The organism is Nonomuraea sp. WAC 01424, assembly GCF_003947315.1.
In the GTDB taxonomy this organism is placed as follows: Bacteria; Actinomycetota; Actinomycetes; order Streptosporangiales; family Streptosporangiaceae; genus Nonomuraea; species Nonomuraea spiralis.
The window spans coordinates 229650-256071 of record NZ_QHHZ01000018.1 but is presented as its reverse complement, the minus strand read 5'-3'; the positions used below and the strand labels follow the sequence as shown (position 1 = coordinate 256071).

Below are 26422 nucleotides of genomic sequence, written 5' to 3'. Positions count from 1 at the left end.
CACCCCGCCGCCTAGGGGTCTGGGATCTCCCGGGCCCGAGTGTGTAGACGAAAGTCAGTCAGATTCTCAAGGAGAGAACCAGTGGGCAAGGCCAAGTTCGAGCGGACTAAGCCGCACATGAACATCGGCACCATTGGACACATCGACCACGGCAAGACCACGCTGACCGCGGCGATCACCAAGGTGCTTCACGACCGTTACCCCGAGCTCAACAAGGCGACTCCGTTCGACAAGATCGACAAGGCGCCCGAGGAGAAGGCTCGCGGTATTACGATCTCCATCGCGCACGTCGAGTACCAGACCGAGAAGCGTCACTACGCTCACGTTGACTGCCCCGGTCACGCCGACTACGTGAAGAACATGATCACCGGTGCCGCTCAGATGGACGGCGCGATCCTCGTGGTCGCCGCCACCGACGGCCCGATGCCGCAGACGAAGGAGCACGTCCTCCTGGCCCGCCAGGTCGGCGTCCCCTACATCGTCGTGGCGCTGAACAAGTCCGACATGGTCGACGACGAGGAGATCCTCGAGCTCGTCGAGCTGGAGGTCCGTGAGCTCCTGTCCGCGCAGGAGTTCCCCGGCGACGACCTGCCCGTCGTCCGCGTCTCCGCCCTCAAGGCTCTCGAGGGTGACGAGAAGTGGGCCGACAGCATCATCGAGCTGATGAACGCGGTGGACGAGAACGTCCCCGAGCCTCCCCGTGACACGGAGAAGCCGTTCCTCATGCCGGTCGAGGACGTCTTCTCGATCACCGGTCGCGGCACCGTCGTCACCGGTCGTATCGAGCGCGGCATCGTCAAGGTCAACGAGCAGGTCGACATCATCGGCATCAAGCCGGAGAAGACGACCACCACCGTCACCAGCATCGAGATGTTCAACAAGATGCTCGACGAGGGTCACGCCGGTGACAACGCCGCCCTGCTGCTCCGCGGCATCAAGCGCGACGACGTCGAGCGCGGCCAGTGCATCATCAAGCCGGGCACGACCACCCCGCACACCGAGTTCACCGGCCAGGTCTACATCCTGTCCAAGGACGAGGGCGGCCGCCACACGCCGTTCTTCAACAACTACCGCCCGCAGTTCTACTTCCGTACGACTGACGTGACCGGTGTTGTGAACCTCCCCGAGGGCACCGAGATGGTCATGCCGGGCGACAACACCGAAATGCGCGTTGAGCTGATCCAGCCCATCGCCATGGAGGAAGGCCTCAAGTTCGCGATCCGTGAGGGTGGCCGCACCGTCGGTGCCGGCCGGGTTGTGAAGATCCTCAAGTAGCTTGACCGTCGGGGCGGCGGTCGGCCCCGGAGTTCGGGACCGACCGCCGTACCGCGTCAACGGCCTCGCGTAAAGCGCCGTGATCCAGCAGTGGCTTCGGCCAGAGTGACCGAAGTAACTGCCGGATCACGGAAGAAAAGACAGATCGACAGTGTCTGTCTCGTGGGGTCAAGCAGGCTTCGACCTGCAGCAACATAGCGGCACAAGGCCGCACGATACTTTTTCAGACGACAGCGAAGGACACCGAGGCCACTATGGCGGGACAGAAGATCCGCATCCGGCTTAAGGCCTATGACCACGAGGTCATCGACAGCTCGGCCAAGAAGATCGTCGAGACGGTGACGCGGACTGGCGCGAAGGTCGCGGGCCCGGTGCCGCTGCCGACCGAGAAGAACGTGTACTGCGTCATCCGCTCGCCGCACAAGTACAAGGACAGCCGCGAGCACTTCGAGATGCGCACGCACAAGCGGCTGATTGACATCATCGACCCGACCCCCAAGACGGTTGACTCGCTCATGCGGCTCGACCTCCCCGCGGGTGTCGACATTTCGATCAAGCTCTGAGGGAACGCACTGACATGGCTAAGACGATCAAGGGCGTCCTGGGCAAGAAGCTCGGCATGACCCAGGTCTTCGACGCGGACAACCGGATGGTTCCGGTGACCGTGGTCGAGGCCGGTCCGTGCGTGGTGACCCGGGTCCGCACCGCTGAGAAGGACGGCTACTCCGCCGTTCAGCTCGGCTTCGGGCAGGTCGACCCCCGGAAGGTCAACAAGCCGCTCGGCGACTACCTGCGTAAGCACGACATCACCCCGCGCCGTTACTTCGCGGAGATCCGCACCGACGACGCGAGCGACTACACCCTGGGCCAGGAGCTGCTGGCCGACACCTTCGAGGCCGGCCAGTTCGTCGACGTGACGGGCAAGAGCAAGGGCAAGGGCTTCGCCGGTGTCATGAAGCGTCACGGCTTCAAGGGTCTGGGCGCGTCGCACGGTACGCAGCGCAAGCACCGCTCGCCGGGTTCCATCGGTGGCTGCGCCACCCCGGGCCGCGTATTCAAGGGTCTGCGCATGGCTGGTCGGATGGGTAACGTCCGCACCACCGTGCAGAGCCTGAAGGTTCACTCCGTTGACGCCGAGAAGGGCCTCATCCTCATCAAGGGTGCGATCCCCGGCGCGAACGGCAGCCTGGTCCTCGTCCGCACCGCTGCCAAGAAGGGGGCTGCCAAGTGAGCACCACTATTGACGTCCTCGACGCCAGCGGCGCCAAGGCCGGCACCGTCGAACTGCCCGAAGACGTCTTCGGCACGACGGTCAACGTTCCGCTGATCCACCAGGTGGTCGTGGCCCAGCTCGCCGCTCGTCGGCAGGGCACCCACAAGGCCAAGACCCGTGGCGAGGTCCGCGGCGGTGGCAAGAAGCCGTACCGCCAGAAGGGCACCGGCCGCGCCCGTCAGGGCTCGACCCGCGCGCCGCAGTTCACCGGCGGTGGCACCGTTCACGGTCCCGTGCCGCGTGACTACTCGCAGCGCACGCCCAAGAAGATGAAGGCCGCCGCCCTGCGCGGCGCGCTGTCCGACAGGGCCGGTGGCGGTCGCGTCCACGTGGTCAGCTCGCTGGTCGCGGGGGAGACCCCGAAGACCAAGGCTGCCCTGGAGGCCCTGCGCAAGATCACCCAGGCTCCCCGCGTGCTCCTCGTCGTCGACGAGGGCGACGAGCTGACCTGGATGAGCCTGCGTAACGCTCCCGAGGTCCACCTGCTGGACGCCGGGCAGCTCAACACCTACGACGTGCTCGTGCACGACGACGTGGTCTTCACCCAGGAGGCGTACGACCAGGTCGTCGCGCGGCTGAGCCAGGGCGGGAAGGAAGACGCCTGATGGAGAAGATCGCCGACCCGCGCGACATCATCATCAAGCCGGTCGTCTCTGAGAAGAGCTACGGCCTGATCGATGAGAACAACAAGTACACGTTCCTGGTGCGGAAGACCGCGAACAAGACCCAGGTCAAGATCGCCGTTGAGCAGATCTTCGGGGTCAAGGTCACCAGCGTGAACACCATCAACCGGCAGGGCAAGCGCAAGCGCACCCGTACCGGTTTCGGCAAGCGTCCCGACACCAAGCGCGCCATCGTGAGCCTGGTCGAGGGCGATCGGATCGACATCTTCGGTCAGATCGGCTAGCAGCGCCATAGATAGGAAGCGGGCCGAAAGGCCTGCGAGGGACGAGACCGTCGCATTTCGGTGCGGCGGGCTCGCCCATGTAACCGACGAAGGATGAACGAAAAAGATGGGCATCCGTAAGTACAAGCCGACGACCCCGGGTCGCCGCGGGTCGAGTGTCTCGGACTTCTCCGAGATCACCCGCAGCACGCCCGAGAAGTCGCTGCTTGCGCCCCTTCACAGCAAGGGCGGCCGAAACGTACACGGCCGGGTGACCGCACGCCACCAGGGCGGCGGACACAAGCGCGCCTACCGGATCATCGACTTCCGTAGGCATGACAAGGACGGCATTCCGGCGAAGGTCGCTCACATCGAGTACGACCCCAACCGCACCGCCAACATCGCTCTGCTCCACTACGCCGACGGTGAGAAGCGCTACATCATCGCGCCGACCGGCCTCAAGCAGGGCGACCGAATCGAGAACGGCCCCGCTGCCGACATCAAGCCGGGCAACTGCCTGCCGCTGCGCAACATCCCGACGGGTACCTTCATCCACGCGGTGGAGCTCCGTCCGGGCGGCGGCGCCAAGCTCGGTCGCTCCGCGGGCGCCCAGATCCAGCTGCTCGCCAAGGAAGGCCAGTACGCCACCCTGCGTATGCCGTCCGGCGAAATGCGCATGGTCGACGTGCGCTGCCGGGCGTCTGTGGGCCAGGTCGGCAACGCCGAGCAGGCCAACATCAACTGGGGCAAGGCCGGCCGTATGCGGTGGAAGGGCAAGCGCCCGACCGTCCGTGGTGTCGCCATGAACCCCGTTGACCACCCGCACGGTGGTGGTGAGGGCAAGACCTCCGGCGGTCGCCACCCGGTGAACCCCAAGGGCAAGCCCGAGGGCCGCACCCGCCAGGCCAACAAGTCCAGCGACCGGCTGATCATCCGTCGTCGGAGCAAGAGGAAGAAGCGGTAGGAGCAGCCGAAATGCCACGTAGCCTTAAGAAGGGTCCCTTCGTGGACGACCACCTTCAGAAGAAGGTGGACGCCCAGAACGAGAAGGGCACCAAGAACGTCATCAAGACGTGGTCGCGGCGCTCCATGATCGTTCCCGACATGCTCGGGCACACGATCGCCGTGCACGACGGCCGCAAGCACGTCCCGGTGTTCGTCACCGAGTCGATGATCGGCCACAAGCTCGGAGAGTTCGCCCCCACGCGGACGTTCCGCAGCCACGTCAAGGAAGACCGGCGCAGCCGGCGATAGACGCCTTCAGAAGCATTTAGAGGAGTAAGCGATGGAAGCCAGGGCTCAGGCGCGGTTCGTCCGTGTCACGCCCCTCAAGGCCCGCCGCGTGGTGGACCTTATTCGCGGGCTGCCCGCTTCGGAGGCGCAGGCCGTGCTGCAGTTCGCTCCCCAGTCGGCGAGCGAGCCGATCTACAAGGTGCTCAGCAGCGCCATGGCGAACGCCGAGCACAACTTCAACCTCGACCCCAGCACGCTCGTCGTGAGCCGCGCCTGGGTCGACGAGGGCCCGACGCTGAAGCGGTTCCGCCCGCGTGCACAGGGTCGCGCCTATCGGATCAACAAGCGGACGAGCCACATCACCGTGATCGTGGAATCCCGCGAGCCGAAGGGAAGGACCCGATAGTGGGCCAGAAGGTTAACCCGCACGGGTTCCGCCTCGGCATCACGACCGACTTCAAGAGCCGGTGGTACGCCGACAAGCTGTACAAGTCGTACGTCGCTGAGGACGTCGCGATCCGCCGCATGCTCCAGAAGGGCATGGAGCGGGCCGGCATCTCCAAGGTCGAGATCGAGCGCACGACGGACCGCGTCCAGGTGGACATCCACACGGCGCGTCCCGGCATCGTGATCGGCCGACGCGGCGCCGAGGCCGACCGCATCCGCGGTGACCTGGAGAAGCTGACCAAGAAGCAGGTCCAGCTCAACATTCTCGAGGTCAAGAACCCGGAGATCGACGCCCAGCTCGTCGCTCAGGGCGTCGCCGAGCAGCTGTCCAGCCGCGTCTCGTTCCGCCGTGCCATGCGCAAGGCGATGCAGTCGGCCATGAAGTCCGGCGCCAAGGGCATCCGTGTCCAGTGCGCCGGTCGCCTGGGCGGCGCCGAGATGTCGCGGTCGGAGTTCTACCGTGAGGGCCGCGTGCCGCTGCACACCCTCCGCGCGGACATCGACTACGGCTTCTACGAGGCCCGTACCACCTTCGGCCGTATCGGCGTGAAGGTCTGGATCTACAAGGGCGAGGCTCCGACCAGCCGCGCCGAGCGTGAGGCGGCTGCCGCCGGCGCTCGTGCCGGTCAGCGTCGTGAGCGCGACGACCGTCGTGGTGGTGGCGGCGGCGACCGTCCGCGTCGTGGCGGTGGAGACCGTCCGCGTCGTGGTGGCGGTGGCCGTGGCGACCGCGCCCCCCGTACCGAGGCAGCCTCGCAGGCTGCCCCTGAGACCGGCCCGGCTGCGCAGCCGGGTGCTGAAGGGAGCTGACCATGCTGATCCCGCGCAGGGTCAAGCACCGCAAGCAGCACCGGCCTGACCGCAGCGGAGCCGCCAAGGGCGGCACCAGGGTCGTGTTCGGCGAGTTCGGCATTCAGGCTGTTGAGCACTCCTACGTGACCAACCGTCAGATCGAGTCCGCTCGTATCGCCATGACCCGTCACATCCGCCGTGGCGGCAAGGTGTGGATCAACATCTACCCCGACCGTCCCCTCACCAAGAAGCCCGCCGAGACCCGCATGGGTTCCGGTAAGGGTTCGCCGGAGTGGTGGATCGCCAACGTCAAGCCCGGACGCGTGATGTTCGAGCTGTCCGGCGTGGCGGAGTCGGTCGCGCGTGAGGCCCTCACCAGGGCGATCCACAAGCTGCCGATGAAGTGCAAGATCGTTAAGCGTGAAGTGGGTGAGGCGTGATGGCTAAGGGCCTGACCGCCGGCGAGCTGCGAGTGGAGGACCAGGACACCCTGGTCCAGAAGCTCAAGGAGGCCAAGGAGGAGCTGTTCAACCTCCGCTTCCAGGCAGCGACCGGTCAGTTGGAGAGCCACGGGCGGCTGCGCGCCGTCCGCCGCGAGATCGCCCGTATCTACACCGTGATGCGCGAGCGGGAGCTCGGAATCGTCACGGTTGAGAAGGAGTCGAGCGATGGCTGAGACCGAGACCACCGGAACCACCGAGAACGACGCGCGGAACTTCCGCAAGGTCCGTGAGGGCCTGGTCGTCAGCGACAAGATGGACAAGACCGTCGTCGTCGCCGTCGAGGACCGCGTCAAGCACCGTCTGTACGGCAAGGTCATCCGCCGTACGACCAAGTACAAGGCGCACGACGAGGCCAACGCCTGTGGCGTGGGCGACCGCGTGCTGCTCATGGAGACCCGCCCCCTCTCCGCCACCAAGCGGTGGAGGGTCGTGGAGATCCTCGAGAAGGCCAAGTAGGCCCTCTCGGATATACCGCGCCTCGTGGGGGCCTCAGGGCCCCCATGACGGCGTCCAAGGACGCGAGGTCTCCGGACCTCGCGTCGCCTGCGGTGCGGCCCCTGCGTGGACTGTGGCCGTGGGAACAAGACAACGACGGGTTCCGCCAGGCTCAGAAATGAGAACCGGCGCGACTAACAGGAGTTCAACGTGATCCAGCAGGAGTCGCGGCTCAAGGTCGCCGACAACACTGGTGCGAAGGAAATCCTTTGCATCCGTGTTCTCGGTGGCTCGGGCCGACGCTACGCCGGTATCGGCGACATCATCGTCGCCACTGTCAAGGACGCGCTGCCGGGCAGCACGGGCGTCAAGAAGGGCGACGTGGTCAAGGCCGTCGTCGTCCGCACGGTCAAGGAGCGCCGCCGGCCCGACGGCTCCTACATCCGCTTCGACGAGAACGCCGCGGTCATCATCAAGGACAGCGGTGACCCTCGTGGCACTCGTATCTTCGGCCCGGTCGGCCGCGAGCTGCGCGACAAGAAGTTCATGCGCATCATCTCGCTCGCCCCGGAGGTGCTGTAATGCCGAAGCTGCATGTGAAGAAGGGTGACCTGGTCCAGGTCATCGCCGGCAAGGACAAGGGTGCCAAGGGTCACGTCATCGCCACGTACCCGCGCGAGGACCGCGTGGTGATCGAGGGCGTCAACATGATCAAGAAGCACACCAAGGAGACCAACCAGGGTCCGCGTGGCGCCAAGACCGGCGGCGTGCAGACCATGGAGGGTCGCATCCACGTGTCCAACGTGAAGAAGATCAAGGACGAGAAGCCCGCCGACAAGAAGGCCGACAAGGCCGAGGAGACGGGTGAGGACAGCTGATGACCGCCACGACCACTGAGACCGAGCGCCCGACGCCGCGACTCAAGACGAAGTACCGCGAGGAGATCGCGGCCCAGCTTCGTGAGCAGTTCGGCATCGAGAACGTCATGCAGATCCCGGCCCTGACCAAGATCAAGGTCAACATGGGTGTCGGTGAGGCGGCTCGCGACTCCAAGCTCATCGAAGGCGCCGTCCGCGACCTCACCGTGATCACCGGCCAGAAGCCGGCCGTCGTCCGGGCGCGCAAGTCCATCGCGCAGTTCAAGCTGCGCGAGGGCATGCCGATCGGCGCGCACGTCACGCTGCGCGGCGACCGCATGTGGGAGTTCCTCGACCGTCTGCTGGCGCTGGCGCTGCCCCGTATCCGGGACTTCCGCGGCCTGTCGCCGAAGCAGTTCGACGGCAACGGCAACTACACGTTCGGTCTGACCGAGCAGGTCATGTTCCACGAGGTCGACCAGGACAAGGTCGACCGGCCGCGGGGCATGGACATCACGATCGTGACCACCGCGACGAACGACGACCAGGGCCGGGCGCTGCTGAAGCTCCTCGGCTTCCCCTTCAAGGAGGCCTGATCCAATGGCGAAGAAGTCGCTGATCGCCAAGGCGGGGCGCAAGCAGAAGTTCGAGGTCCGTGCCTACACCCGGTGCTCGCGTTGCGGTCGTCCGCGCGCCGTGTACCGCAAGTTCGGCCTGTGCCGCGTGTGCTTCCGCGAGATGGCGCACCGGGGCGAGCTGCCCGGCATCACCAAGTCGAGCTGGTAGATACCCTGGGGGACGGCCCCGTGCCGTCCCCTGGGACCCATGTTCAGAAGAAGACAGGACGCACCGCGTCCATGACCGCGCCGAAGGTCCACCGGCAGAGCGCTGCTTGGCCGACTGGAAACCGCGGCGAGGAAGGCCACTGGCCATGACGATGACCGACCCGATCGCAGACATGTTGACGCGTCTGCGTAACGCGAACTCGGCGTACCACGAGAGCGTGTCGATGCCGTATTCGAAGATCAAGGCGCACATCGCCGAGATCCTCCAGCAGGAGGGTTACATCCAGTCCTGGGCCGTCGAAGACGCCAAGGTTGGAAAGAACCTCGTGGTGGAGCTCAAGTTCGGGCCTACCCGTGAGCGTTCGCTCGCGGGCCTGCGCCGGGTTTCGAAGCCCGGTCTGCGGGTTTATGCGAAGAAGGACAACCTGCCTCGAGTTCTGGGCGGACTGGGCGTCGCGATCATCTCGACGTCCGCCGGTCTCATGACCGACAAGCAGGCCGGCAAGCGTGGCGTGGGCGGCGAAGTCCTCGCCTACGTCTGGTAGAGGGGAGGAACACAGCATGTCGAGAATCGGACGGCTGCCCATCCCTGTGCCCAGTGGCGTAGACATCACGATCACCGGCCAGGATGTCCAGGTCAAGGGCCCGAAGGGCACGCTTTCTCACACGGTCGCGGACCCGATTTCGGTCGGTCGTGACGACGACGGCGCCATCGCCGTCTCCCGACCCAACGACGAGAACAAGGTCCGTGCGCTGCACGGCCTGTCCCGGACGCTGATCGCCAACATGGTGCAGGGCGTCACCCAGGGGTACACCAAGGCCCTTGAGATCGTCGGCGTCGGTTACCGCGTCCAGGCCAAGGGCCCGACGCAGCTGGAGTTCTCGCTGGGCTTCAGCCACCCGGTCATCGTCGACGCCCCCGAGGGTGTCACCTTCCGCGTCGAGAAGCCGACCCTGTTCCACGTGGACGGCATCGACAAGCAGAAGGTCGGCGAGGTCGCGGCCAACATCCGCAAGTTGCGCAAGCCTGACCCGTACAAGGGCAAGGGCGTGCGTTACCAGGGCGAACAGATCCGCCGCAAGGTCGGAAAGGCTGGTAAGTAGGCATGGCTCCGAAGACTGCGTTCAGCAAGCACACGGCTGCCCGCACCGTCTCGCGGGCTCGCCGTCACCGCCGCGTCCGCAAGTTCGTCGTCGGTACGGCCGAGCGTCCGCGCCTGGTCGTCAACCGCTCGACCCGTCACATGTTCGTCCAGATCGTGGACGACTCCGTCGGTCACACGCTGGTCAGCGCGTCCACCATGGACGCCTCGCTGCGTACTCTCGAGGCCGACAAGACGGAGAAGGCCAAGAAGGTCGGCGAGCTCCTCGCTCAGCGGGCCAAGGAAGCCGGGATCACCAAGGTCGTCTTCGACCGCGGTGGCAACCGCTACGCCGGTCGCATCGCGGCTCTGGCGGACAGCGCCCGCGAAGGCGGGCTGGAATTCTGATGGCAACTGAGAAGAGGAACCACTGATGGCTGCAGCTCCGCGTCGCGGTGGCGGCACCGGTGGCGAGCGGCGGGACCGTCGTGACGATCGCCGCGGTGGCGCCGCCGACAAGGGCGTCTCGTACATCGAGCGCGTAGTGAAGATCAACCGAGTGGCCAAGGTCGTGAAGGGTGGTCGTCGCTTCAGCTTCACCGCCCTCGTTGTCGTCGGTGACGGCAACGGCCTGGTCGGCGTCGGTTACGGCAAGGCCAAGGAAGTTCCCGCGGCCATCGCCAAGGGCGTCGAAGAGGCGAAGAAGCACTTCTTCAAGGTGCCCCGCATCCAGGGCACCATCCCGCACACCGTGCAGGGCGAGGAGGCGGCCGGTGTCGTCTTCCTGCGTCCGGCCTCGGCCGGTACCGGCGTCATCGCCGGTGGCCCGGTGCGCGCGGTCCTGGAGTGCGCCGGCATCCATGACGTGCTGTCCAAGTCGCTCGGCTCGGACAACCCGATCAACATCGTGCACGCCACCGTGGCGGCTCTGAAGGGCCTCTCGCGCCCCGAGGAGATCGCCGCCCGCCGTGGCCTGCCGATCGAGGACGTGGCTCCGGCCCGGATGCTCAAGGCTCAGCGCGAGGGCATCGCCGAGGCCGCGGCCGCGAAGGCGGTGAGCTAGTCATGGCACGCCTGAAGATCACTCAGGTTCGCTCGAAGATCGGTGGCAAGCAGAACCAGCGTGACTCGCTGCGTTCGCTTGGCCTGAAGCGAATCGGCGATGTCGTCGTCAAGGAGGACCGTCCCGAGATTCGCGGGATGGTCTCCGTGGTGACGCACCTCGTCGAGGTGGAAGAGGTCGACTAGTCATGACTGACAAGGCTCCGCTCAAGATTCACGACCTGCGTCCCGCCCCGGGTGCCAACAAGGCCAAGATCCGCAAGGGTCGCGGCGAGGCGTCCAAGGGCAAGACGGCCGGTCGCGGCACCAAGGGCAGCCACGCCCGTACCACGGTCCCCCTCGGCTTCGAGGGTGGCCAGGTGCCGCTGCAGAGGCGTCTGCCGAAGCTCAAGGGCTTCTCCAACGCCCTGTTCAAGACGACCTACCAGGTCGTCAACCTGGACAGGCTCGGCGAGCTGTTCCCCGAAGGTGGCGAGGTCACCGTCGAGGCCCTGGTGGCCAAGGGTGCCGTTCGCAAGAACCAGCTCGTGAAGGTGCTCGGCACCGGCGAGATCTCCGTCGCGGTGAACGTCACGGTTCACGCCTTCTCGTCCGCCGCGAAGGACAAGATCGCCGCCGCCGGTGGTTCCGTTACCGAGCTGTAGCTCCGCTATGACGAGGCGTGGGGGCTCCGACAATGGGCCCCCACGCCCTTAGTGCGTTAGAGTTCGGCGAGACGGCAGGATTCTGTCCGGCTCGTTTGACTTGAGACTTGACATGGCAGATCCCCGCACCACCGCATACTCACATCGCCATTAAGGCGCGCAGGAGGGACCGTGCTGACCGCGTTTACCCGGGCGTTCCGGACACCGGACCTGCGCAAGAAGTTGCTCTTCACCCTGGGCATCATCGCGCTGTTCCGTCTCGGCTCGGTTCTTCCGACTCCGGGAGTTCACGTCCAGAACCTCGCGGCCTGTTTCGATCAGGCCCGTAACGGAGCCACCGGCAACATCTATGGGATGGTGCAGCTCTTCAGTGGTGGTGCGCTCCTGAAGCTGTCGGTGTTCGCGCTGGGCATTATGCCGTATATCACCGCGAGCATCATTCTCCAGCTGCTCGTCGTGGTGATTCCACGTCTTGAGGCTCTCAAGAAGGAAGGCCAGGCGGGTCAGGCCAAGATCACGCAGTATACGCGTTATCTGACCATCGGCCTCGGCATTCTGCAGTCCACCGCCTTCATCGCGCTGGCGCGGTCCGGCCAGCTCTTCCCCAACTGCCAGCAGGACGTCCTGCTCGACCCCGACAACATCTTCGGCATCGTCACGATGGTCATCATCATGACGGCCGGTACGTCGGTGATCATGTGGCTCGGTGAGCTCATCACCGACCGCGGCGTCGGCAACGGCATGTCCATCCTGATCTTCACCCAGGTCGTCGCGGTCTTCCCGTCCGAGCTGACCAACATCTTCCAGGCGAACAAGTTCACCTTCGCGGTGGTCATGATCGTGGGAATCTTCATGATCGCGGCTGTGGTCTTCGTCGAGCAGGCGCAGCGCCGCATCCCGGTCCAGTACGCCAAGCGCATGGTCGGCCGAAGGATGTACGGCGGCACCTCGACCTACATCCCGCTCAAGGTCAACCAGGCCGGCATCATCCCGGTCATCTTCGCCTCCTCGCTGCTCTACCTGCCTCAGCTGCTCACCTCGCTCTTCCCCACGACCGACAACGCGGTGGTCCAGTGGATCTCCCAGTACCTGGTCAGGGGCGACCACCCGGTCTACATGATGACGTTCTTCGTGCTGATCGTCTTCTTCACGTACTTCTACGTGTCGATTACGTTCAACCCCGCTGAAGTCGCCGACAACATGAAGAAGTACGGTGGGTTCATTCCGGGCATCCGTCCCGGCCGTCCGACGGCTGAATACCTGAACTTCGTGCTCACCCGTCTGACCGCGCCCGGCGCGCTCTATCTGGGTCTGATCTCCATGATCCCGATCGTCGCGCTGGCGGTGGCCGGGGCTAGCCAGAACTTCCCGTTCGGAGGGACGAGCATTCTGATCATGGTTGGTGTCGGCCTGGACACGGTGAAGCAGATCGAGAGCCAGCTCCAGCAGCGTAACTACGAAGGTTTCCTGCGGTAGTGCGTCTCGTTCTCGTCGGGCCCCCCGGAGCGGGTAAGGGGACGCAGGCCCAGTACATCGCATCGAACCTGTCCATCCCGAAGATCTCGACAGGTGACATCTTCCGTGCCAACGTCTCGGGCGGCACGGACCTCGGCAAGCTGGCCAAAACCTTCATGGACCGTGGCGACCTCGTGCCCGACGAGGTCACCATCGCCATGGTCCGCGACCGTCTGTCCGAGGACGACGCGCAGGACGGGTTCCTGCTCGACGGCTTCCCGAGGAACGTCGCGCAGGCGGAGATCCTGCGCGACATGCTCAAGGACTGGGGTCTGGCCCTCGACCTGGTGCTGGAGCTGGTCGTGGACGACGACGAGGTCGTCCGGCGACTGGCGGGGCGGCGTACGTGCAGTCAGTGCGGCCGCATCTGGCACGTCGAGTTCGACGACAAGAAGGACGACAAGTGCGACGCCTGCGGCGGCGCGCTGTTCCAGCGGGACGACGACAAGGAAGAGACCGTCAGGCACCGCCTGGAGGTCTACCAGGAGCAGACCGCGCCCCTGGTCTCGTACTACGCCGGCGAGGACATCCTCGTGGGCGTCGACGCGACCGGGCCGGTGGAAGAGGTCACCCAGCGGGCCATGGAGGCGATCCGCCCGTACCTGGGATGACCCCGGGCACGATCTACCACGAAGGTGGCACGGTTCTCCGTGCCACCTTCCTTTTTTGGGTGCGGCTATTGTGGGGGAATTAGGGCTCCCACGAGGCCCGTCAGAAACCCCGGGGGGTGCCGAACGATGTTCAAGAAAAACCGACACGGAATCCAGATCAAGTCGACCGAGCAGCTGGAGAAGATGCGGGCCGCCGGCCTGGTGGTCGGGCGCACGCTCGATCTGCTGAAGCGTTCGGTCGAGCCGGGCATGACGCCGCTCGACCTCGACTCCATCGCCGAGAAGGCGATCAGGGACGAGGGCGCGGTCCCGTCGTTCAAGGGCTACCAGGGCTTCCCGGCGACGATCTGCGCGTCCGTCAACGACGAGGTGGTGCACGGCATCCCCACGGACGCCCGCAAGCTGCGCGAGGGCGACGTCATCTCCATCGACTGCGGCGCGATCCTGGAGGGCTGGCACGGCGACTCCGCCGTCACGGTGCCGGTCGGCGAGGTCGACCCCAAGCTGACCGAGCTGATGCGGGTCACCGAAGAGGCCATGTGGCGCGGCATCGCCGCGCTGAAGATCGGCCGCCACCTGTCCGACATCGGCTACGAGGTCGAGCGGTACGTGAAGTCGCAGGGCTGCTTCGGCATCCCGCCCGAGTACGGCGGCCACGGCATCGGCACCGAGATGCACATGGACCCGTGGATCGCCAACCACGGCAAGCCGGGCAGGGGCCCGCTGCTGGAGGAGGGCATGTGCCTGGCCATCGAGCCCATGGTGAACCTCGGCACCGAGCGCACGCGCGTCCTGTCCGACGACTGGACGGTGGTGACGATCGACGGGAAGGCGTCGGCACACTTCGAGCACAGCGTCGCCGTGACACATAATGGACCTTGGGTGCTTACCGCCCTAGACGGGGGCGAAGAGCGTCTGAGTCACCTTCAGCTCTGACCCCCGGGAGTGGTGGTATGGCGAACAGCCCCGAGATGCGAGCCTCGGACGTCGACCGCGATCGGGTGGCCGCCATCCTGCGCGAGCACACCGCGCAGGGCCGCATCACGATGGACGAGTTCAACGAGCGGCTCGAAGAGCTCTACAAGAGCAAGACCTACGGTGATCTGGCCAAGCTGACGGCCGACCTGCCCGACGTCGACCTGCGCAACCGGCCCGCGAAGCCCGAGACGGCGCCCGTGGCGAGCGGCAACCTCCATCCGGGCATGCGGGCGGCCTGGGGTGCCTGGGCCGCGGCCAGCGCCGTCAACTGGGTGATCTGGCTGATCGTGAGCGTCTCGACCGGCGACATGATCTATCCGTGGCCGCTGTGGGTCATGGGCCCGTGGGGCGCGATCCTGCTGATGAGCACGATCTTCGGGAACGGGCCGAAGCGCAGCTAGTCCGGCCCTTTTGTGGCGTAATGCACTGTGTGCATTCCTCCGCAGTGCGTGACGGCGGGCGTTCCTAGCGTGAGCGGTGTCGGGAACACGACTCACGGAGGAATCAGATGCGCAAGGTCCTCGCGGCCGCCGCCCTCGCCGGCTCGGTCGCCCTCACCGGTCTCGCCGCCGCCCCCGCCGCACAGGCGGCCTCGTCCAGTGGCTGGGGTACGTTCTACGCGAGCAACCACAAGGCGTCCACCCACGGGAACACGTACAGGTCGCACGGCAGGGTCTACACCCACTGGTACGGCAAGGAGTCCACGCCGAAGTTCGGTTACGTGTGGTTCAGGTACTACGCGAACGGGAGCTGGCACCAGTTCTCCAGGAAGTGGGACGGGAGCCACGACGAGACCTGGTCCGGCCGGGGGATCAAGAAGATCTACACCTGGACCTGCTGGGGCGGGGCGGGCACGTACTGCGGGGATCGGCACCGCGTCTACTGAGACGTCTACCGAGACCTCTGAGAAGGCCCGCCGATCCCTCCGGCGGGCCTTCTGCTGTCGGTCCGAAGGAGTGCGGGCCGTGGGGTAGACTCTTACATGGTTGTGTCAGGACACCTGGCACGCGTTTCGCGTTTTAGGCTCAGGTGTCGTACACTCCTTAGTCGGCTCACTATGACTTATCACGCGTCGGCGGTCTTTGCCGATCGCCGCTCTCTTCGAAGCGTGAGGTCGCGGCTGCTTAGTGAACCGGAGCCTCAGACGACCGATCAGTGAAACGCGAGGGATTTTGGCCAAGAAAGACGGCGCCATCGAGATCGAGGGCACTGTGGTTGAGTCGCTCCCGAACGCCATGTTCCGGGTGCAGCTCGACAACGGCCATAAGGTCCTGGCCCACATCAGCGGACGGATGCGGATGCACTACATCCGAATTCTGCCGGACGACAGGGTAGTCGTTGAACTGAGCCCCTACGACCTGAGTCGCGGGCGGATCGTCTACCGATACAAGTAACGACGTCTGAGGAACACGAAGGACAATGAAGGTAAAGCCGAGCGTCAAGAAGATCTGCGACAAGTGCAAGGTGATCCGCCGGCACGGTCGCGTCATGGTGATCTGCGACAACCTGCGCCACAAGCAGCGTCAGGGTTAGTCGTACGCAAGGTTTCTCCGAGTCCGCCCCACTTTTTCGGGAGCGGGCTCGACGCATGAGGAGCCTGGCACAGTAATCGCGTCTCACACCTGGGCCGGCGGAGCGATCCGTACCACTCAGGCGACCCCCGGTCGGAGGCCGGGGCCCTCACCCCGGGCATGGGGAGGGGTAGTGCGGCGCAAGACCTCCGCTCAAAAGAAGGAGAATGCCCGACCATGGCTCGCCTGGTTGGCGTCGACCTCCCCCGCGAGAAGCGGCTGGAGATCGCTCTCACCTACATCTACGGAATCGGCCGCACCCGCGCCCAGGAGATCCTCCAGGCGACCGGTGTCAGCGGCGACCTCCGCGTGCACCAGCTCTCCGACACCGAGCTCGTCCCGATGCGTGACTACATCGAGGCGAACTTCAAGATCGAGGGTGACCTGCGCCGCGAGGTCCAGGCCGACATCCGTCGCAAGATCGAAATCGGTTGCTACCAGGGCATCCGGCACCGCAAGGGCCTTCCGGTCCACGGTCAGCGCACGCAGACCAACGCGCGTACCCGTAAGGGCAAGAAGAAGACCGTCGCCGGTAAGAAGAAGCCCGGTAAGAAGTAGTCCACAGCCGCGGACCGAAGATCTCAGGAGTAATGGCAAACAATGCCTCCTAAGAGCCGTCAGGGTGCCCCGAAGAAGGTGCGCCGCAAGGAAAAGAAGAACGTCGCTCACGGGCACGCCCACATCAAGAGCACGTTCAACAACACGATCGTTTCGATCACCGACCCCAACGGGAACGTGATCTCCTGGGCCAGCGCCGGCCACGTGGGTTTCAAGGGCTCCCGTAAGTCCACCCCGTTCGCCGCTCAGATGGCCGCCGAGAACGCCGCCCGCCGCGCCATGGAGCACGGCATGCGGAAGGTCGACGTGTTCGTCAAGGGTCCCGGCTCCGGCCGTGAGACCGCGATCCGTTCCCTCCAGGCCACCGGCCTCGAGGTGGGTTCGATCCAGGACGTCACGCCGGTTCCGCACAACGGCTGCCGTCCGCCGAAGCGCCGCCGCGTCTGAGTTTCCCCAGGAGATATTGAGAAATGGCTCGTTACACGGGCGCGGACTGCAAGCTCTGCCGTCGCGAGAAGACCAAGCTCTTCCTCAAGGGCAGCAAGTGCGAATCCGCAAAGTGCCCCATCGAGATCCGTCCTTACCCGCCGGGTGAGCACGGCCGCGGACGCCCCAAGGAGTCCGAGTACCAGCTTCAGCTTCGCGAGAAGCAGAAGACCCGCCGCATCTACGGCGTCCTCGAGAAGCAGTTCCGCAACTACTACGAGGAGGCCGCGGGCAAGAGCGGCAAGTCGGGTGAGGTGCTGCTCCAGATCCTGGAGAGCCGTCTCGACAACGTCGTCTACCGCGCCGGCTTCGCCCAGTCGCGTGACGCCGCTCGCCAGCAGGTGCGCCACGGCCACATCCTGGTGAACGGCAAGAAGGTCGACATCCCGTCGTACCGCGTTCGCGAGCACGACATCATCGAGGTCCGCGAGAACAAGCGCAACATGCTGCCCTACGAGGTCGCTCGGGCGACCGCGGGCGAGCGCACCGTTCCCGCGTGGCTCGGCGTCGTGCCGGAGAAGCTCCGCGTCCTGGTCCACCAGCTGCCGGTTCGCCAGCAGATCGACACCCAGGTCCAAGAGCAGCTCATCGTCGAGTACTACTCCAAGTAGTCACTGACGTCCTAGTTCGGGTGCGGATTTCCGTGCCCGAACTAGACTGTTTATCGGAGTGGCGTCATATAGCGGGCGTCACACGACAAGGGGAGAACCCACACCATGCTGATCGCTCAGCGTCCGACTCTTCTCGAAGAGTCGATCGACGAGACCCGGTCCCGGTTCGTCATCGAGCCGCTGGAGCCGGGCTTCGGCTACACCATCGGCAACTCGCTGCGCCGCACGCTGCTGTCGTCCATCCCGGGCGCGGCCGTGACGAGCATCCGCATCGAGGGCGTGCTGCACGAGTTCTCGACCGTTCCCGGGGTCAAGGAAGACGTCACCGACATCATCCTGAACCTCAAGGAGCTGGTCGTCTCCTCCGAGCACGACGAGCCGGTCGTGATGTACCTGCGCAAGCAGGGCCCGGGCGAGGTCACCGCCGCCGACATCGCGCCCCCGGCCGGTGTCGAGGTGCACAACCCCGAGCTGCGCATCGCCACGCTCAACGGCAAGGCGAAGCTGGAGATGGAGCTGACCGTCGAGCGCGGTCGCGGCTACGTCTCCGCCGCCCAGAACAAGCAGCCGGGCCAGGAGATCGGGCGCATCCCGATCGACTCGATCTACTCCCCGGTTCTCAAGGTCACCTACAAGGTCGAGGCGACCCGAGTCGAGCAGCGTACCGACTTCGACCGTCTCATCCTCGACGTCGAGACCAAGCCCGCCATGAAGCCCCGCGACGCGGTGGCCTCGGCCGGCAAGACCCTCGTCGAGCTCTTCGGCCTGGCCCGTGAGCTCAACGTCGAGGCCGAGGGCATCGACATCGGCCCGTCGCCGACCGACGCCGCCCTGGCCGCCGACCTGGCGCTGCCGATCGAGGAGCTGAACCTGACCGTTCGCTCCTACAACTGCCTCAAGCGCGAGGGCATCCACACCGTGGGTGAGCTCGTCGCCCGCAGCGAGCAGGACCTTCTCGACATAAGGAACTTCGGGGCCAAGTCGATCGAAGAGGTCAAGCAGAAGCTGCACGAGATGTCGCTGGCGCTCAAGGACTCCCCGCCCGGGTTCGACCCGAGCGCGGTGGCCGGCGGCGGCTACGACGACGACGACAGCGCGTACGTCGAGACCGAGCAGTACTGAGCTTCGAACCGGGGATCCGTCCCCGGTTCGTGCCTGCGCGCGCCGAGCGGTCCTGCCGCTCGGCGCGTGACGAACGTAACGGCCCTGTCGTTGTGACGGAGGCCGGCCCGACTCCGGTACCTGGTACGGCCGGGGCGGGTTGACCCAAGAGGAGAAACAGATGCCCAAGCCCACCAAGGGTGCACGTCTTGGCGGCAGCCCGGCGCACGAGCGGCTGATCCTGGCGAACCTCGCCACGGACCTGTTCCGCCACGGCAAGATCCGCACCACGGTCACGAAGGCCAAGCGCCTTCGCCCGCTGGCGGAGCGCCTGATCACCAAGGCGAAGAAGGGCGACATCCACAACCGTCGCCAGGTCCTGACCGTGGTCAAGGACAAGGGCGTGGTTCACCACCTGTTCACCGAGATCGCGGTGACGTTCGCCGAGCGTCCGGGTGGTTACACCCGGATCACCAAGATCGGTGCGCGTAAGGGCGACAACGCCCCGATGGCCGTCATCGAGCTGGTGAGCGAGCCGCTGAACGGCGTCACCACCCGCCGTACCGAGGCTCCGGCCGCCGCTGCCGCTCCGGCTCCGGCCGCTGAGGAGACCGAGGCCGCCGAGGTCGTGGCCCCCGAGGCCGCCGCCGAGGAGACCCCGGCCGCCGAGGTCGTGGCTCCCGAGGCCGAGGCGAAGAAGGACGAGGCCTGATCTTTCAGGCTGATTGAATCGGGCCCGGACCCCCTCGCGGGGGTCTGGGCCCTTTTCCGTGAACGCGAAAGGGACGATCGTGGTACGCCTCCGCCTGGATCTGGCATACGACGGGACCGACTTCTCCGGATGGGCGAGGCAGCCTGGTCGCCGTACGGTCCAGGGTGAGATCGAGCTGGCGCTCACCAGGATCCTGCGCCTGGCCGAGCCCGCCGCGCTGACCGTGGCGGGACGTACGGACGCGGGCGTGCACGCGCGCGGTCAGGTGGCGCACGTGGACGTGCCGGACGAGTCGCTCGCCGAGCTCGACGGCAACCGGGGGCCCCTGGACGTCGATGAGCGGCTCGCTGCGCTCGTCCGACGGCTGGGTGGGCTTCTGCCCCAGGATGTACGCGTTCATCGGGTCTCGGTGGCTCCTGAGGGCTTTGACGCCCGGTTCTCCGCGATGTTCCGGCGGTACGCGTACCGGGTGTGCGACAGGACCGGCGGCGTCGACCCGCTGCGCCGGCACGAGGTGGTCTGGCACAACCGTCCGCTGGACCTCGACGCCATGAACGCGGCGGCCCGGCGGCTCGTGGGCGAGCACGACTTCGCGGCGTTCTGCAAGAAGCGCGAGGGCGCCACGACGATCAGGGAGTTGCAGCGCCTGGAGTGGACGCGCGAGGCGGACGGCGTGCTGGTGGCCGCCGTCGTGGCGGACGCGTTCTGTCACTCGATGGTGCGCGCGCTGGTCGGCTCCCTGCTGGCCGCGGGGGACGGGCGGCAGCCGGTGGAGTGGCCCGGTCAGGTGCTGACCCGGGCCGTACGGGACTCCGGGGTGCACGTCGCGCCCGCCCACGGGCTGTGCCTGGAGGAGGTGGGCTACCCCGGGGCGGACGAACTCGCCGCGCGGGCCGCTGCCACGCGGCGCGTCCGTACGCTCTCAGCCCTTGGTGACGCGGCGCTCCAGGACGAGTGAGGTCTGATCCCTGAACGCCCCGCTGACCTTGGCCAGCGTCTTTTCCTTGGCCTCCGGGGTGTGGCCGTCGGCGTGGGTGGCGTAGCTGAAGACGACGTAGCGGCCCCACACGAGACCGGCCGCGTAGCCGCCGGCGATGGACACCCGCTCGCCGCCGCTGCCCTCCGCGCCCGGCAGCGCCCGGAACCAGATGTTGCGCGAGAGGTTCTTGGCCTGGTCGGCCAGGACGGCGGCGTCCTTGGTCGGCAACACCGCGATGCCGGTGGTCACGGCGTAGCGGCGCTTGCTGTCGACGTAGGTGGCCCGGACGATCCGGCTGCACTTCTGCTCGCGCAGCGCGTCGGCGAACGCGCCGGTCGCCGCCTTCTCGCAGCTCGTCTCCATGTCGGTCTTGACCCTGGTGAACGTCGTGCCCGCGGCGGAGACCTTCTTCTTCGGGAACGCCTCCGTCAGTGACAACTTCTGGGGGTCCGTCTCTTCGGAGTTGAGCATGGACGCGCCGGGGACGTCGGCGGGCGGGCTCGTGGACAGCTCGGCGCTGGGGAGCGCGGGCGGGGTGGGACGGGCGGCCGTCGTGGCGGCGGGCGGCGGGGTGGTGCTGAGGGCCCGGTAGGCGAAGAAGCCGCCGGTCGCCACGCCTGCCAGGGCCAGGGCGCCGAGTGTGACCAGCAGGGCGCGTCTGCTCTTGCCCCGGGCGGGTGGGGGTGGGGGTGGGATCTGGAACGGGGGTTGTCTGAAGGCGCCCGGGGGGAAGGTGGGGGTGCCTTGGGGTGGGGTGGGGAGGTCCAGGGCGGTGCTGGGCCTCTTGGTCCACATGTCCTGGTTGAAGGGCAGGTCGGGGAGTTTGTCCTCGGACGGCTTGTCTTCGGACCGCTTGTCCTGGGACTGCCCTTCTTCTGCTCGGCTCTCTTCCGTCCGCTGGAGGTCTGCGGTTCGGACGTCTGCCTGGTTTTCTGCTCCGCTGTCTGCCCGGTTGTCCGCTCGGTTGTCCGCCGTTTGGTTGGCTGCGGGGCGGGGGTCTGCGGGGTGTTTGTCCTCGGGGCGGTCTTCTGCCGGGTGCCGGGGGGTGGGCTGGTTGTCCCCCTGGTGCCTCTCCTCGATGGGGGGCGTAGGGGGTACGGGGGGCCATACGGGGACGTCGCCGGGCTCCGGGGGGCGGCCCGTCGGGTTGGTGGGGTGGGGCTCGACGTAATGGGCCGTCCGCATGGGGCCGGTGGGCTCCTCGCGGGGGTCGGACGTACGGATGCCCTGGGGTGGGGTGTTCCGGGTTACGGGGTTGTGCTCGTCGTGGGGAGGGGCGGGGGCGGCCTGCTGGTGGGTGGCGGCAGCGGCGTCGCGCTTGGCGGCCTCGGGGTCGAAGTAGTGGGCCGTTCTGGGCAGCCCGCCCGGCCTGGTGGCGTCGGGGTCGTACGGGGAGGCGTCACCGCCGCCGCCGTACAGCGAGGCGTCGGGGGCGTACGGGGTGGTGTCCCGGTCCCGGTTGTAGGGGCCTGAGTCGCGGTCTTGCGGCGGGGCGTCGGGGCTGCGGAGGGACGCGGGTGTGGTGGCGTTGGGGTTAGTCGGCGCGCCGGCGGCCGCGGTGAACGCAGGGCTGCTCAGCGGGACCGTGGGGTGGCCGGTGGGGTGGCCGACTGGCGTGCCGGTGGGCGGCTCGGTGAAGCGGCCGGTTGGCGTGCCGGTGGGGTGGCCCGGTGGGGTGCCCATGGGTGGTTCGGTGGGGCTGGTGGGCGGTGTGCCGGGCGGTGGGGTGGTGGGGGCGGCACCTTGGGGGGTGGTCGCCGGAGTTGTGGGGTGGCCGGTTTGAGGGGCCGGGGTGGTGGTTGCCGGGTCGTCGGAGTCGGGTTCGGCGACCAGTTCGCCCGTGGCGGCCGGCCAGGGCGGCATGACGTCCGGGTCGGCGACCGGGGCGGGCCAGACCTGCAATCCCGCGGCGGCGGCCGTGAACGCCGGCGGCGGCTCCCACGGCGGCGCGCCCGGCACCACGGGCTTGGCCGGCCAGGCGGGGGGCTCTTCCTCGGGCGTGGCGGCCCAGGGGGTGTCCCCCTCACCCTGCCGACCCTGTGACGCGCCGCCCTCGGCACGCGGCCCCCAGGCAGCGTCGCCCTCGGTGCGCGGGGCGGCGGTGGGGTGGTCCTCGGTGGGTGGGGGCCAGGTGGTTTCGTTCTGGGTTGGTGGGGCCCAGGTGGGGGTGTGGCCGGGTTCGGGATCCTGCCTGGGGGCCTCGGGGCGGCCCCAGGTGGCTTCGGCGGCTGTTCGGGGGGCCCATTCGGTTGTGTCGGAGGCTTCGGGGGTCCACGCCGGTTCGTCGGAGACCGGGGGAGCCCAGGTGGGGGTGCCGGGGGGAGCAGGGGCCGGAGGTTCGGGGGCCCAGCGGGAGGTGTGGGGTGGTTCGGGGGTGGGAGGCCAGGAAGGGGGGGTGTGTCGGTGGGGGGTGGTGAGGGAGTCCTCGTCGGCCCGGGGGCCGCGGGGAGCGCCGGTCGTGGGGTCGTAAGGGACGGGAGGGGTGCCGGCGGTCGGGCGCGTCGGGGGAGCCGGCGCGGCCGTGGGGGCGGTGTCCGGCTCGTCGTCGGCGAACCAGTCGTAGGCGGCCGAGTCGTCGCCGCCCACCTCCCACGGCTGCTGCCCGGGCGACGCCTCGCCGGACTGCGCCTGGGTACGCGAAAGCCGCGCCTCGTCGCCGGTCGGCTCCTCGGACCCGGTGAACGTCCGTGGGACGTCCCCGTCGGTCTGGCCGAAGCTCGGCGGTGGCAGCGCTCGTGCGGTCGTACGGTCGGCTTCCCTGCGATCGTGCTCAGACCCGGGTTCCTGGCCACGCATAGGGGGAGCCTAGCGAGAGTAGCGAGATCGTTATGTCGGTATGGGGGTTCCCGACGGGATCCGCCGTCCCTTTTGGGCGGCTATTGGACCCCATGTCGGTTCAGCTCAGCGCGGTCCCCGTCATCGTACGGTTGTCCAGAGCCTTGAAGACGGTCGCGCCGGTGAGGTCCTTGATGGCCTCGAAGATGCGCTTGGAGCCCTTCTTGTCCGGCTTGCTGCCGTCCTTGTTCTGGAACCAGACCATGATCGCGTAGTGGCCGTGGGTCGAGATCCTGGCCCCGCCGCTGCCCGAGCCGAGGAACTTGGTGACGCTGTCCTTGCCGGCCAGCGGCTTGACGTAGTTGCTCGCGTCGCCGACCTTGGCCACCTTGGTCGCGGTGCCGCTCGTCTTGAGGTTGGCCACGCCGATCGTGCCGATCACCTTGCCGGACTTGTCGCGGAAGCTGGCCCGTACGAGCTGGGTGCACTTGCCGGACTTGAGTGCCTTCTGCAGCTTGTCGCCAAGGGCGCCGTCAGTGCACTTCTTGTCCTTGCTGGTGACCGTCATCTCGTACGCGCGCCCGGAGACGGTGATCTTCTTCTTCGAGCCGAAGAACTCCTTGACCGAGATCGGGTCGGGATCGGTCGTACGTCCGGCGGCGAAGCCGTACTTGCCGGGCGGGGTCGAGGGGAGCGGCGCGGAGGTCCTGGTGGGCCTCGCGGCCTCGGTGGTGGTGCTGCCGCCCGCCTTCCACATCAGCGTGATGCCGCAGCCGAGCAGGGCCAGCAGCGCGACGCCGCCGATCGCGAACCAGAGGGGCGCGCGCGAGCGCCGCCCCTCGTCGTACGGGCTCCAGCCGACCCTGCTCTGCGGCGACGGCGACTGTGACGACTCCGACGACGGCGACGACAGCGGCGAGTCCGCCGACTGCGGCGGCTGCCCAGGGTACGGCGGTTGCCCGGATTGCGGCGCTTGCCCAGCGTATGGCGGTTGTCCGAAGAATGTCGTCTGCCCAGAGGGCGACGCCTGCGCCGGTGGGGCCCCTAGTGGTGACTGCCCGGTGGTCTCGCCCCCGGCGGCGCGGCCCCTGCGCGAACGGCGGGGACCGCTGTCCATGCCACGTTCCTCATTGCCGTTGGAAACCATGCGGAGACATTACCGTGATGTTCGTCATTGAGTTCCGAAATCCTGGGTCCACCACGGGCCGTCCGGTCCGGAGGCGACGCCCACGCCGATGGCCTTGAGGGTGCAGTCCAGGATGTTCCTGCGCTGGTCACGGCTGTCCAGCCAGCCGCGTACGGCCTGCTCGGGCGTGCTGTAGCCGTTGCCGATGTTCTCGGCGGCGCCCCAGTGGTACCCGGCGCGGTTCATCCGGTCCCAGGGGGAGGCGCCGTCGGGGGAGTTGTGGGCGAGTTGCCCGGTACGCGCCATCTCCAGCGAGTGCTCGCGTGCCGAGCGCCCCAGCCGGCCGTCCACCCGCAGCGGTCCGCAGCCGCGCTCGGCACGCGCGGCGTTGGTGAGCGCGACGACCCGCGCGGCCAGGCCGGGGATCACCTTGGCCGGCTCGCCGCCGCCGCCGGTGAACACCTGGGTGGGGTCGTCCTGGGCGTCGAAGCCCGCGATCTGCCCTTCGGGGGTCTTCGTGGGCTTGGGGGTGGATCTGCCGCGTGGGGTCTTGACCGTGGTGGCCTGGCGGGGAATGCGGTCCAGCTCGGGCTGGGCCTTCTTCACGGCGGTCGGCCCCGGACGCGGCGCGGGCGCGGCGGGCGGGGCCGTCTCGTTGAGGTAGATGTGGGCGGTGGGCTCGACGTCGTCGGACAGTCTGCCGAGCAGCACTCCGGTGAACAGGGCCGCCATCAGGCAGGCCAACACGCCCAGACCGTTCCGGCGCCGCGCGCCCTGCTGGGTTTGCCGGGTGTGAGAGTTCCGCCACATACCGCAGCTAACGATAGAGATGTCGGGTACTGGGAAAGAAGGGATCCCAGGGAAACGAAATGGAACCGTTCTGTCGTCGGGTAGACTCGTGCAGGGTTACCGGTCTTTTGACCTGCGCGCCTTCAGGCGGGTAACCTAATCGTTCGTTGTGTGCATAGGTCCAGCGTGACCGATGCGCGGCGCGTCCGGCGTCATCTCCCATTATCAGGCCCATCGGGTTCGGGAGACGGAAGGTCCGGGCTGCCGTGTGCCCGCACCGACCGACCCATGTAGCTGTCGCATCCGACAGCGCCGAAGACGCGAGCAAAAGAAGGCTACGACCGTGCGCACGTACTCACCGAAGCCCGCCGACGTCCAGCGTCAGTGGTACGTCATCGACGCGACCGATGTCGTGCTGGGCCGGCTGGCCAGCCACGTCGCGAACCTGCTCCGCGGCAAGCACAAGCCGATCTTCGCGAACCACGTCGACACCGGTGACTTCGTCATCGTCATCAACGCCGACAAGATCGCGCTGAGCGGTAACAAGCGTGAGCAGAAGAAGGCGTACCGTCACTCGGGCTACCCGGGCGGTCTGCGTTCCGTCACCTATGGCGAGCTCATGGACAAGCGGCCGGAGAAGGCCGTTGAGAAGGCCGTCAAGGGCATGCTGCCGAAGAACTCCCTCGGCCGGAAGATGGCCAAGAAGCTGAAGGTCTACGCGGGTACCGATCACCCGCACCAGGCTCAGCAGCCGGTGCAGTTCCAGATCACCCAGATCGCCCAGTAGTAGTTCGAAAGAGTTAGAGGAGAACCGTGGCTGAGCCCACCGGTGTCGAGACGGTCGTCGAGACCGAGCTGGAGGAATTCTCCGGCGAGGACTTCCCGTCCGAGTACACCACCGAGTCCGCTGCCAGCGCTGACGCGCCCGTGCGCAAGCCCGTCACCACGGGCAACTCGTACGGCACGGGCCGCCGCAAGGAGGCGATCGCCCGCGTGCGCATCGTCCCCGGCACCGGCAAGTGGACGATCAACGGCCGTTCGCTGGACGTCTACTTCCCGAACAAGGTCCACCAGCAGATCGTCAACGAGCCCTTCGTGGTCCTCGGCGCCGAGGAGGCGTTCGACGTGATCGCGCGCATCGACGGCGGCGGCGTCACCGGCCAGGCCGGCGCGCTGCGCATGGGCCTGTCCCGCGCCCTGGCGATCCTGGACGTCGATGTCAACCGCCCGCCGCTGAAGAAGGCCGGCTTCCTCACCCGTGACGCTCGCGCCACGGAGCGGAAGAAGTACGGCCTCAAGAAGGCCCGCAAGGCTCCGCAGTACAGCAAGCGCTAAA

General features: G+C 67.1%; 40 protein-coding genes. 37 read left to right on the top strand and 3 right to left on the bottom strand.

Annotated features, from left to right (window positions below; all coding sequences use genetic code 11):
• Nucleotides 1-81: 81 nt before the first annotated feature.
• The 35 genes from tuf to truA all read left to right on the top strand — a co-directional run bounded on the left by tuf (nt 82) and on the right by truA (nt 20375).
• Nucleotides 82-1275, top strand: a complete 1194-nt coding sequence (tuf, locus tag DMB42_RS41585; RefSeq protein WP_125644684.1) for an elongation factor Tu — start codon at nt 82-84, stop codon at nt 1273-1275.
• Between the two features lie 254 nt (nt 1276-1529).
• Entirely contained in the window at nt 1530-1838 is a 309-nt protein-coding gene (gene rpsJ / locus DMB42_RS41580) for a 30S ribosomal protein S10 (RefSeq protein ID WP_012887830.1), read from the top strand.
• Nucleotides 1839-1852: 14 nt separating this feature from the next.
• Nucleotides 1853-2506, top strand: coding sequence for a 50S ribosomal protein L3 (gene rplC, locus DMB42_RS41575; protein ID WP_125644682.1), 654 nt, complete (start codon nt 1853-1855; stop codon nt 2504-2506).
• Nucleotides 2503-3153: a 50S ribosomal protein L4 gene (gene rplD, locus DMB42_RS41570; protein WP_125644680.1), complete on the top strand. Its 651-nt coding sequence runs from the start codon at nt 2503-2505 to the stop codon at nt 3151-3153. The genes rplC and rplD overlap by 4 nt, the downstream gene beginning before the upstream one ends.
• Entirely contained in the window at nt 3153-3455 is a 303-nt protein-coding gene (gene rplW, locus DMB42_RS41565) for a 50S ribosomal protein L23 (protein WP_125644678.1), read from the top strand. Before rplD ends, rplW begins: the two co-directional genes overlap by 1 nt.
• A 106-nt stretch (nt 3456-3561) precedes the next feature.
• Entirely contained in the window at nt 3562-4398 is an 837-nt protein-coding gene (gene rplB / locus DMB42_RS41560) for a 50S ribosomal protein L2 (protein ID WP_125644676.1), read from the top strand.
• A gap of 11 nt (nt 4399-4409) precedes the next feature.
• Nucleotides 4410-4688 carry a 30S ribosomal protein S19 gene (gene rpsS / locus DMB42_RS41555; RefSeq protein WP_030451498.1) on the top strand — a complete coding sequence of 93 codons (279 nt, stop codon included), beginning with the start codon at nt 4410-4412 and terminating at the stop codon, nt 4686-4688.
• 31 nt (nt 4689-4719) lie between these two features.
• Nucleotides 4720-5073 carry a 50S ribosomal protein L22 gene (gene rplV, locus DMB42_RS41550; RefSeq protein ID WP_080043235.1) on the top strand — a complete coding sequence of 118 codons (354 nt, stop codon included), beginning with the start codon at nt 4720-4722 and terminating at the stop codon, nt 5071-5073.
• Nucleotides 5073-5924, top strand: a complete 852-nt coding sequence (rpsC, locus tag DMB42_RS41545; protein WP_125644675.1) for a 30S ribosomal protein S3 — start codon at nt 5073-5075, stop codon at nt 5922-5924. Before rplV ends, rpsC begins: the two co-directional genes overlap by 1 nt.
• A gap of 2 nt (nt 5925-5926) precedes the next feature.
• The gene (gene rplP, locus DMB42_RS41540; protein WP_125644673.1) at nt 5927-6346 is read left to right on the top strand and encodes a 50S ribosomal protein L16; all 420 of its coding nucleotides are present in this window, start codon (nt 5927-5929) and stop codon (nt 6344-6346) included.
• Nucleotides 6346-6582: a 50S ribosomal protein L29 gene (gene rpmC / locus DMB42_RS41535; RefSeq protein ID WP_026214152.1), complete on the top strand. Its 237-nt coding sequence runs from the start codon at nt 6346-6348 to the stop codon at nt 6580-6582. The genes rplP and rpmC overlap by 1 nt, the downstream gene beginning before the upstream one ends.
• Nucleotides 6575-6865, top strand: a complete 291-nt coding sequence (gene rpsQ, locus DMB42_RS41530) for a 30S ribosomal protein S17 (RefSeq protein ID WP_125644671.1) — start codon at nt 6575-6577, stop codon at nt 6863-6865. The genes rpmC and rpsQ overlap by 8 nt, the downstream gene beginning before the upstream one ends.
• A gap of 189 nt (nt 6866-7054) precedes the next feature.
• Nucleotides 7055-7426 (top strand): 50S ribosomal protein L14, encoded by a 372-nt coding sequence (gene rplN / locus DMB42_RS41525; RefSeq protein WP_090769698.1) that lies wholly within the window; start codon nt 7055-7057, stop codon nt 7424-7426.
• Between the two features lie 8 nt (nt 7427-7434).
• Nucleotides 7435-7722, top strand: coding sequence for a 50S ribosomal protein L24 (rplX, locus tag DMB42_RS41520; RefSeq protein WP_229824778.1), 288 nt, complete (start codon nt 7435-7437; stop codon nt 7720-7722).
• Nucleotides 7722-8297: a 50S ribosomal protein L5 gene (rplE, locus tag DMB42_RS41515; protein ID WP_125644668.1), complete on the top strand. Its 576-nt coding sequence runs from the start codon at nt 7722-7724 to the stop codon at nt 8295-8297. The genes rplX and rplE overlap by 1 nt, the downstream gene beginning before the upstream one ends.
• Before the next feature lie 4 nt (nt 8298-8301).
• Entirely contained in the window at nt 8302-8487 is a 186-nt protein-coding gene (locus DMB42_RS41510) for a type Z 30S ribosomal protein S14 (protein ID WP_020542298.1), read from the top strand.
• A gap of 145 nt (nt 8488-8632) precedes the next feature.
• Nucleotides 8633-9031, top strand: coding sequence for a 30S ribosomal protein S8 (gene rpsH / locus DMB42_RS41505; RefSeq protein ID WP_125644666.1), 399 nt, complete (start codon nt 8633-8635; stop codon nt 9029-9031).
• Nucleotides 9032-9047: 16 nt separating this feature from the next.
• Nucleotides 9048-9590 carry a 50S ribosomal protein L6 gene (gene rplF, locus DMB42_RS41500; RefSeq protein ID WP_125644665.1) on the top strand — a complete coding sequence of 181 codons (543 nt, stop codon included), beginning with the start codon at nt 9048-9050 and terminating at the stop codon, nt 9588-9590.
• A gap of 2 nt (nt 9591-9592) precedes the next feature.
• A complete protein-coding gene (rplR, locus tag DMB42_RS41495) occupies nt 9593-9976 on the top strand; it encodes a 50S ribosomal protein L18 (RefSeq protein WP_125644663.1) in 384 nt (127 codons plus the stop codon).
• Between the two features lie 25 nt (nt 9977-10001).
• Nucleotides 10002-10631, top strand: a complete 630-nt coding sequence (gene rpsE, locus DMB42_RS41490) for a 30S ribosomal protein S5 (protein ID WP_049572667.1) — start codon at nt 10002-10004, stop codon at nt 10629-10631.
• 2 nt (nt 10632-10633) lie between these two features.
• Complete coding sequence (gene rpmD / locus DMB42_RS41485; RefSeq protein ID WP_080043226.1) at nt 10634-10816, top strand: 50S ribosomal protein L30; 183 nt, start codon at nt 10634-10636, stop codon at nt 10814-10816.
• Nucleotides 10817-10818: 2 nt separating this feature from the next.
• The gene (rplO, locus tag DMB42_RS41480; protein ID WP_125644661.1) at nt 10819-11274 is read left to right on the top strand and encodes a 50S ribosomal protein L15; all 456 of its coding nucleotides are present in this window, start codon (nt 10819-10821) and stop codon (nt 11272-11274) included.
• A gap of 171 nt (nt 11275-11445) precedes the next feature.
• A complete protein-coding gene (gene secY / locus DMB42_RS41475) occupies nt 11446-12750 on the top strand; it encodes a preprotein translocase subunit SecY (protein WP_125644659.1) in 1305 nt (434 codons plus the stop codon).
• Nucleotides 12750-13400 carry an adenylate kinase gene (locus DMB42_RS41470; RefSeq protein ID WP_125644657.1) on the top strand — a complete coding sequence of 217 codons (651 nt, stop codon included), beginning with the start codon at nt 12750-12752 and terminating at the stop codon, nt 13398-13400. The genes secY and DMB42_RS41470 overlap by 1 nt, the downstream gene beginning before the upstream one ends.
• Before the next feature lie 126 nt (nt 13401-13526).
• A complete protein-coding gene (gene map, locus DMB42_RS41465; RefSeq protein WP_125644655.1) occupies nt 13527-14336 on the top strand; it encodes a type I methionyl aminopeptidase in 810 nt (269 codons plus the stop codon).
• A 17-nt stretch (nt 14337-14353) separates the two neighbouring features.
• Nucleotides 14354-14779, top strand: coding sequence for a DUF1707 domain-containing protein (locus DMB42_RS41460; protein ID WP_125644653.1), 426 nt, complete (start codon nt 14354-14356; stop codon nt 14777-14779).
• Between the two features lie 107 nt (nt 14780-14886).
• Nucleotides 14887-15264 carry a hypothetical protein gene (locus DMB42_RS41455; protein WP_125644651.1) on the top strand — a complete coding sequence of 126 codons (378 nt, stop codon included), beginning with the start codon at nt 14887-14889 and terminating at the stop codon, nt 15262-15264.
• Between the two features lie 286 nt (nt 15265-15550).
• The gene (gene infA, locus DMB42_RS41450; protein ID WP_012887858.1) at nt 15551-15772 is read left to right on the top strand and encodes a translation initiation factor IF-1; all 222 of its coding nucleotides are present in this window, start codon (nt 15551-15553) and stop codon (nt 15770-15772) included.
• Between the two features lie 25 nt (nt 15773-15797).
• Nucleotides 15798-15911: a 50S ribosomal protein L36 gene (gene rpmJ / locus DMB42_RS41445; protein ID WP_003956441.1), complete on the top strand. Its 114-nt coding sequence runs from the start codon at nt 15798-15800 to the stop codon at nt 15909-15911.
• Nucleotides 15912-16126: 215 nt separating this feature from the next.
• Nucleotides 16127-16507, top strand: coding sequence for a 30S ribosomal protein S13 (gene rpsM / locus DMB42_RS41440; RefSeq protein WP_125644650.1), 381 nt, complete (start codon nt 16127-16129; stop codon nt 16505-16507).
• A 42-nt stretch (nt 16508-16549) separates the two neighbouring features.
• A complete protein-coding gene (gene rpsK, locus DMB42_RS41435; RefSeq protein ID WP_020542285.1) occupies nt 16550-16954 on the top strand; it encodes a 30S ribosomal protein S11 in 405 nt (134 codons plus the stop codon).
• A 23-nt stretch (nt 16955-16977) separates the two neighbouring features.
• Complete coding sequence (gene rpsD / locus DMB42_RS41430) at nt 16978-17604, top strand: 30S ribosomal protein S4 (protein WP_125644648.1); 627 nt, start codon at nt 16978-16980, stop codon at nt 17602-17604.
• A 105-nt stretch (nt 17605-17709) separates the two neighbouring features.
• Nucleotides 17710-18726: a DNA-directed RNA polymerase subunit alpha gene (locus DMB42_RS41425; protein ID WP_043623495.1), complete on the top strand. Its 1017-nt coding sequence runs from the start codon at nt 17710-17712 to the stop codon at nt 18724-18726.
• A 160-nt stretch (nt 18727-18886) separates the two neighbouring features.
• On the top strand, nt 18887-19417 hold the full coding sequence (rplQ, locus tag DMB42_RS41420) for a 50S ribosomal protein L17 (protein WP_125644646.1): 531 nt from the start codon (nt 18887-18889) through the stop codon (nt 19415-19417).
• A 79-nt stretch (nt 19418-19496) separates the two neighbouring features.
• Complete coding sequence (truA, locus tag DMB42_RS41415; RefSeq protein ID WP_125644748.1) at nt 19497-20375, top strand: tRNA pseudouridine(38-40) synthase TruA; 879 nt, start codon at nt 19497-19499, stop codon at nt 20373-20375.
• On the opposite strand, the gene DMB42_RS53740 is transcribed toward truA, so the two are convergent.
• From DMB42_RS53740 to DMB42_RS41400, 3 genes are all read right to left on the bottom strand, one after another.
• Nucleotides 20340-23192 (bottom strand): hypothetical protein, encoded by a 2853-nt coding sequence (locus DMB42_RS53740; RefSeq protein WP_185845137.1) that lies wholly within the window; start codon nt 23190-23192, stop codon nt 20340-20342. The two genes, truA and DMB42_RS53740, sit on opposite strands and share 36 nt — an antisense overlap.
• Nucleotides 23193-23292: 100 nt before the next feature.
• On the bottom strand, nt 23293-24288 hold the full coding sequence (locus DMB42_RS41405) for a hypothetical protein (RefSeq protein WP_125644644.1): 996 nt from the start codon (nt 24286-24288) through the stop codon (nt 23293-23295).
• A gap of 54 nt (nt 24289-24342) precedes the next feature.
• A complete protein-coding gene (locus DMB42_RS41400; protein ID WP_185845136.1) occupies nt 24343-25044 on the bottom strand; it encodes a CAP domain-containing protein in 702 nt (233 codons plus the stop codon).
• Between the two features lie 385 nt (nt 25045-25429).
• On the opposite strand from DMB42_RS41400, the gene rplM reads away from it, so the two are divergent.
• Together rplM and rpsI are read left to right on the top strand one after the other, a co-directional pair.
• Nucleotides 25430-25873 carry a 50S ribosomal protein L13 gene (gene rplM / locus DMB42_RS41395; RefSeq protein ID WP_125644641.1) on the top strand — a complete coding sequence of 148 codons (444 nt, stop codon included), beginning with the start codon at nt 25430-25432 and terminating at the stop codon, nt 25871-25873.
• A gap of 26 nt (nt 25874-25899) precedes the next feature.
• Nucleotides 25900-26421 (top strand): 30S ribosomal protein S9, encoded by a 522-nt coding sequence (rpsI, locus tag DMB42_RS41390; protein ID WP_125644639.1) that lies wholly within the window; start codon nt 25900-25902, stop codon nt 26419-26421.
• Nucleotide 26422: the final 1 nt, after the last annotated feature.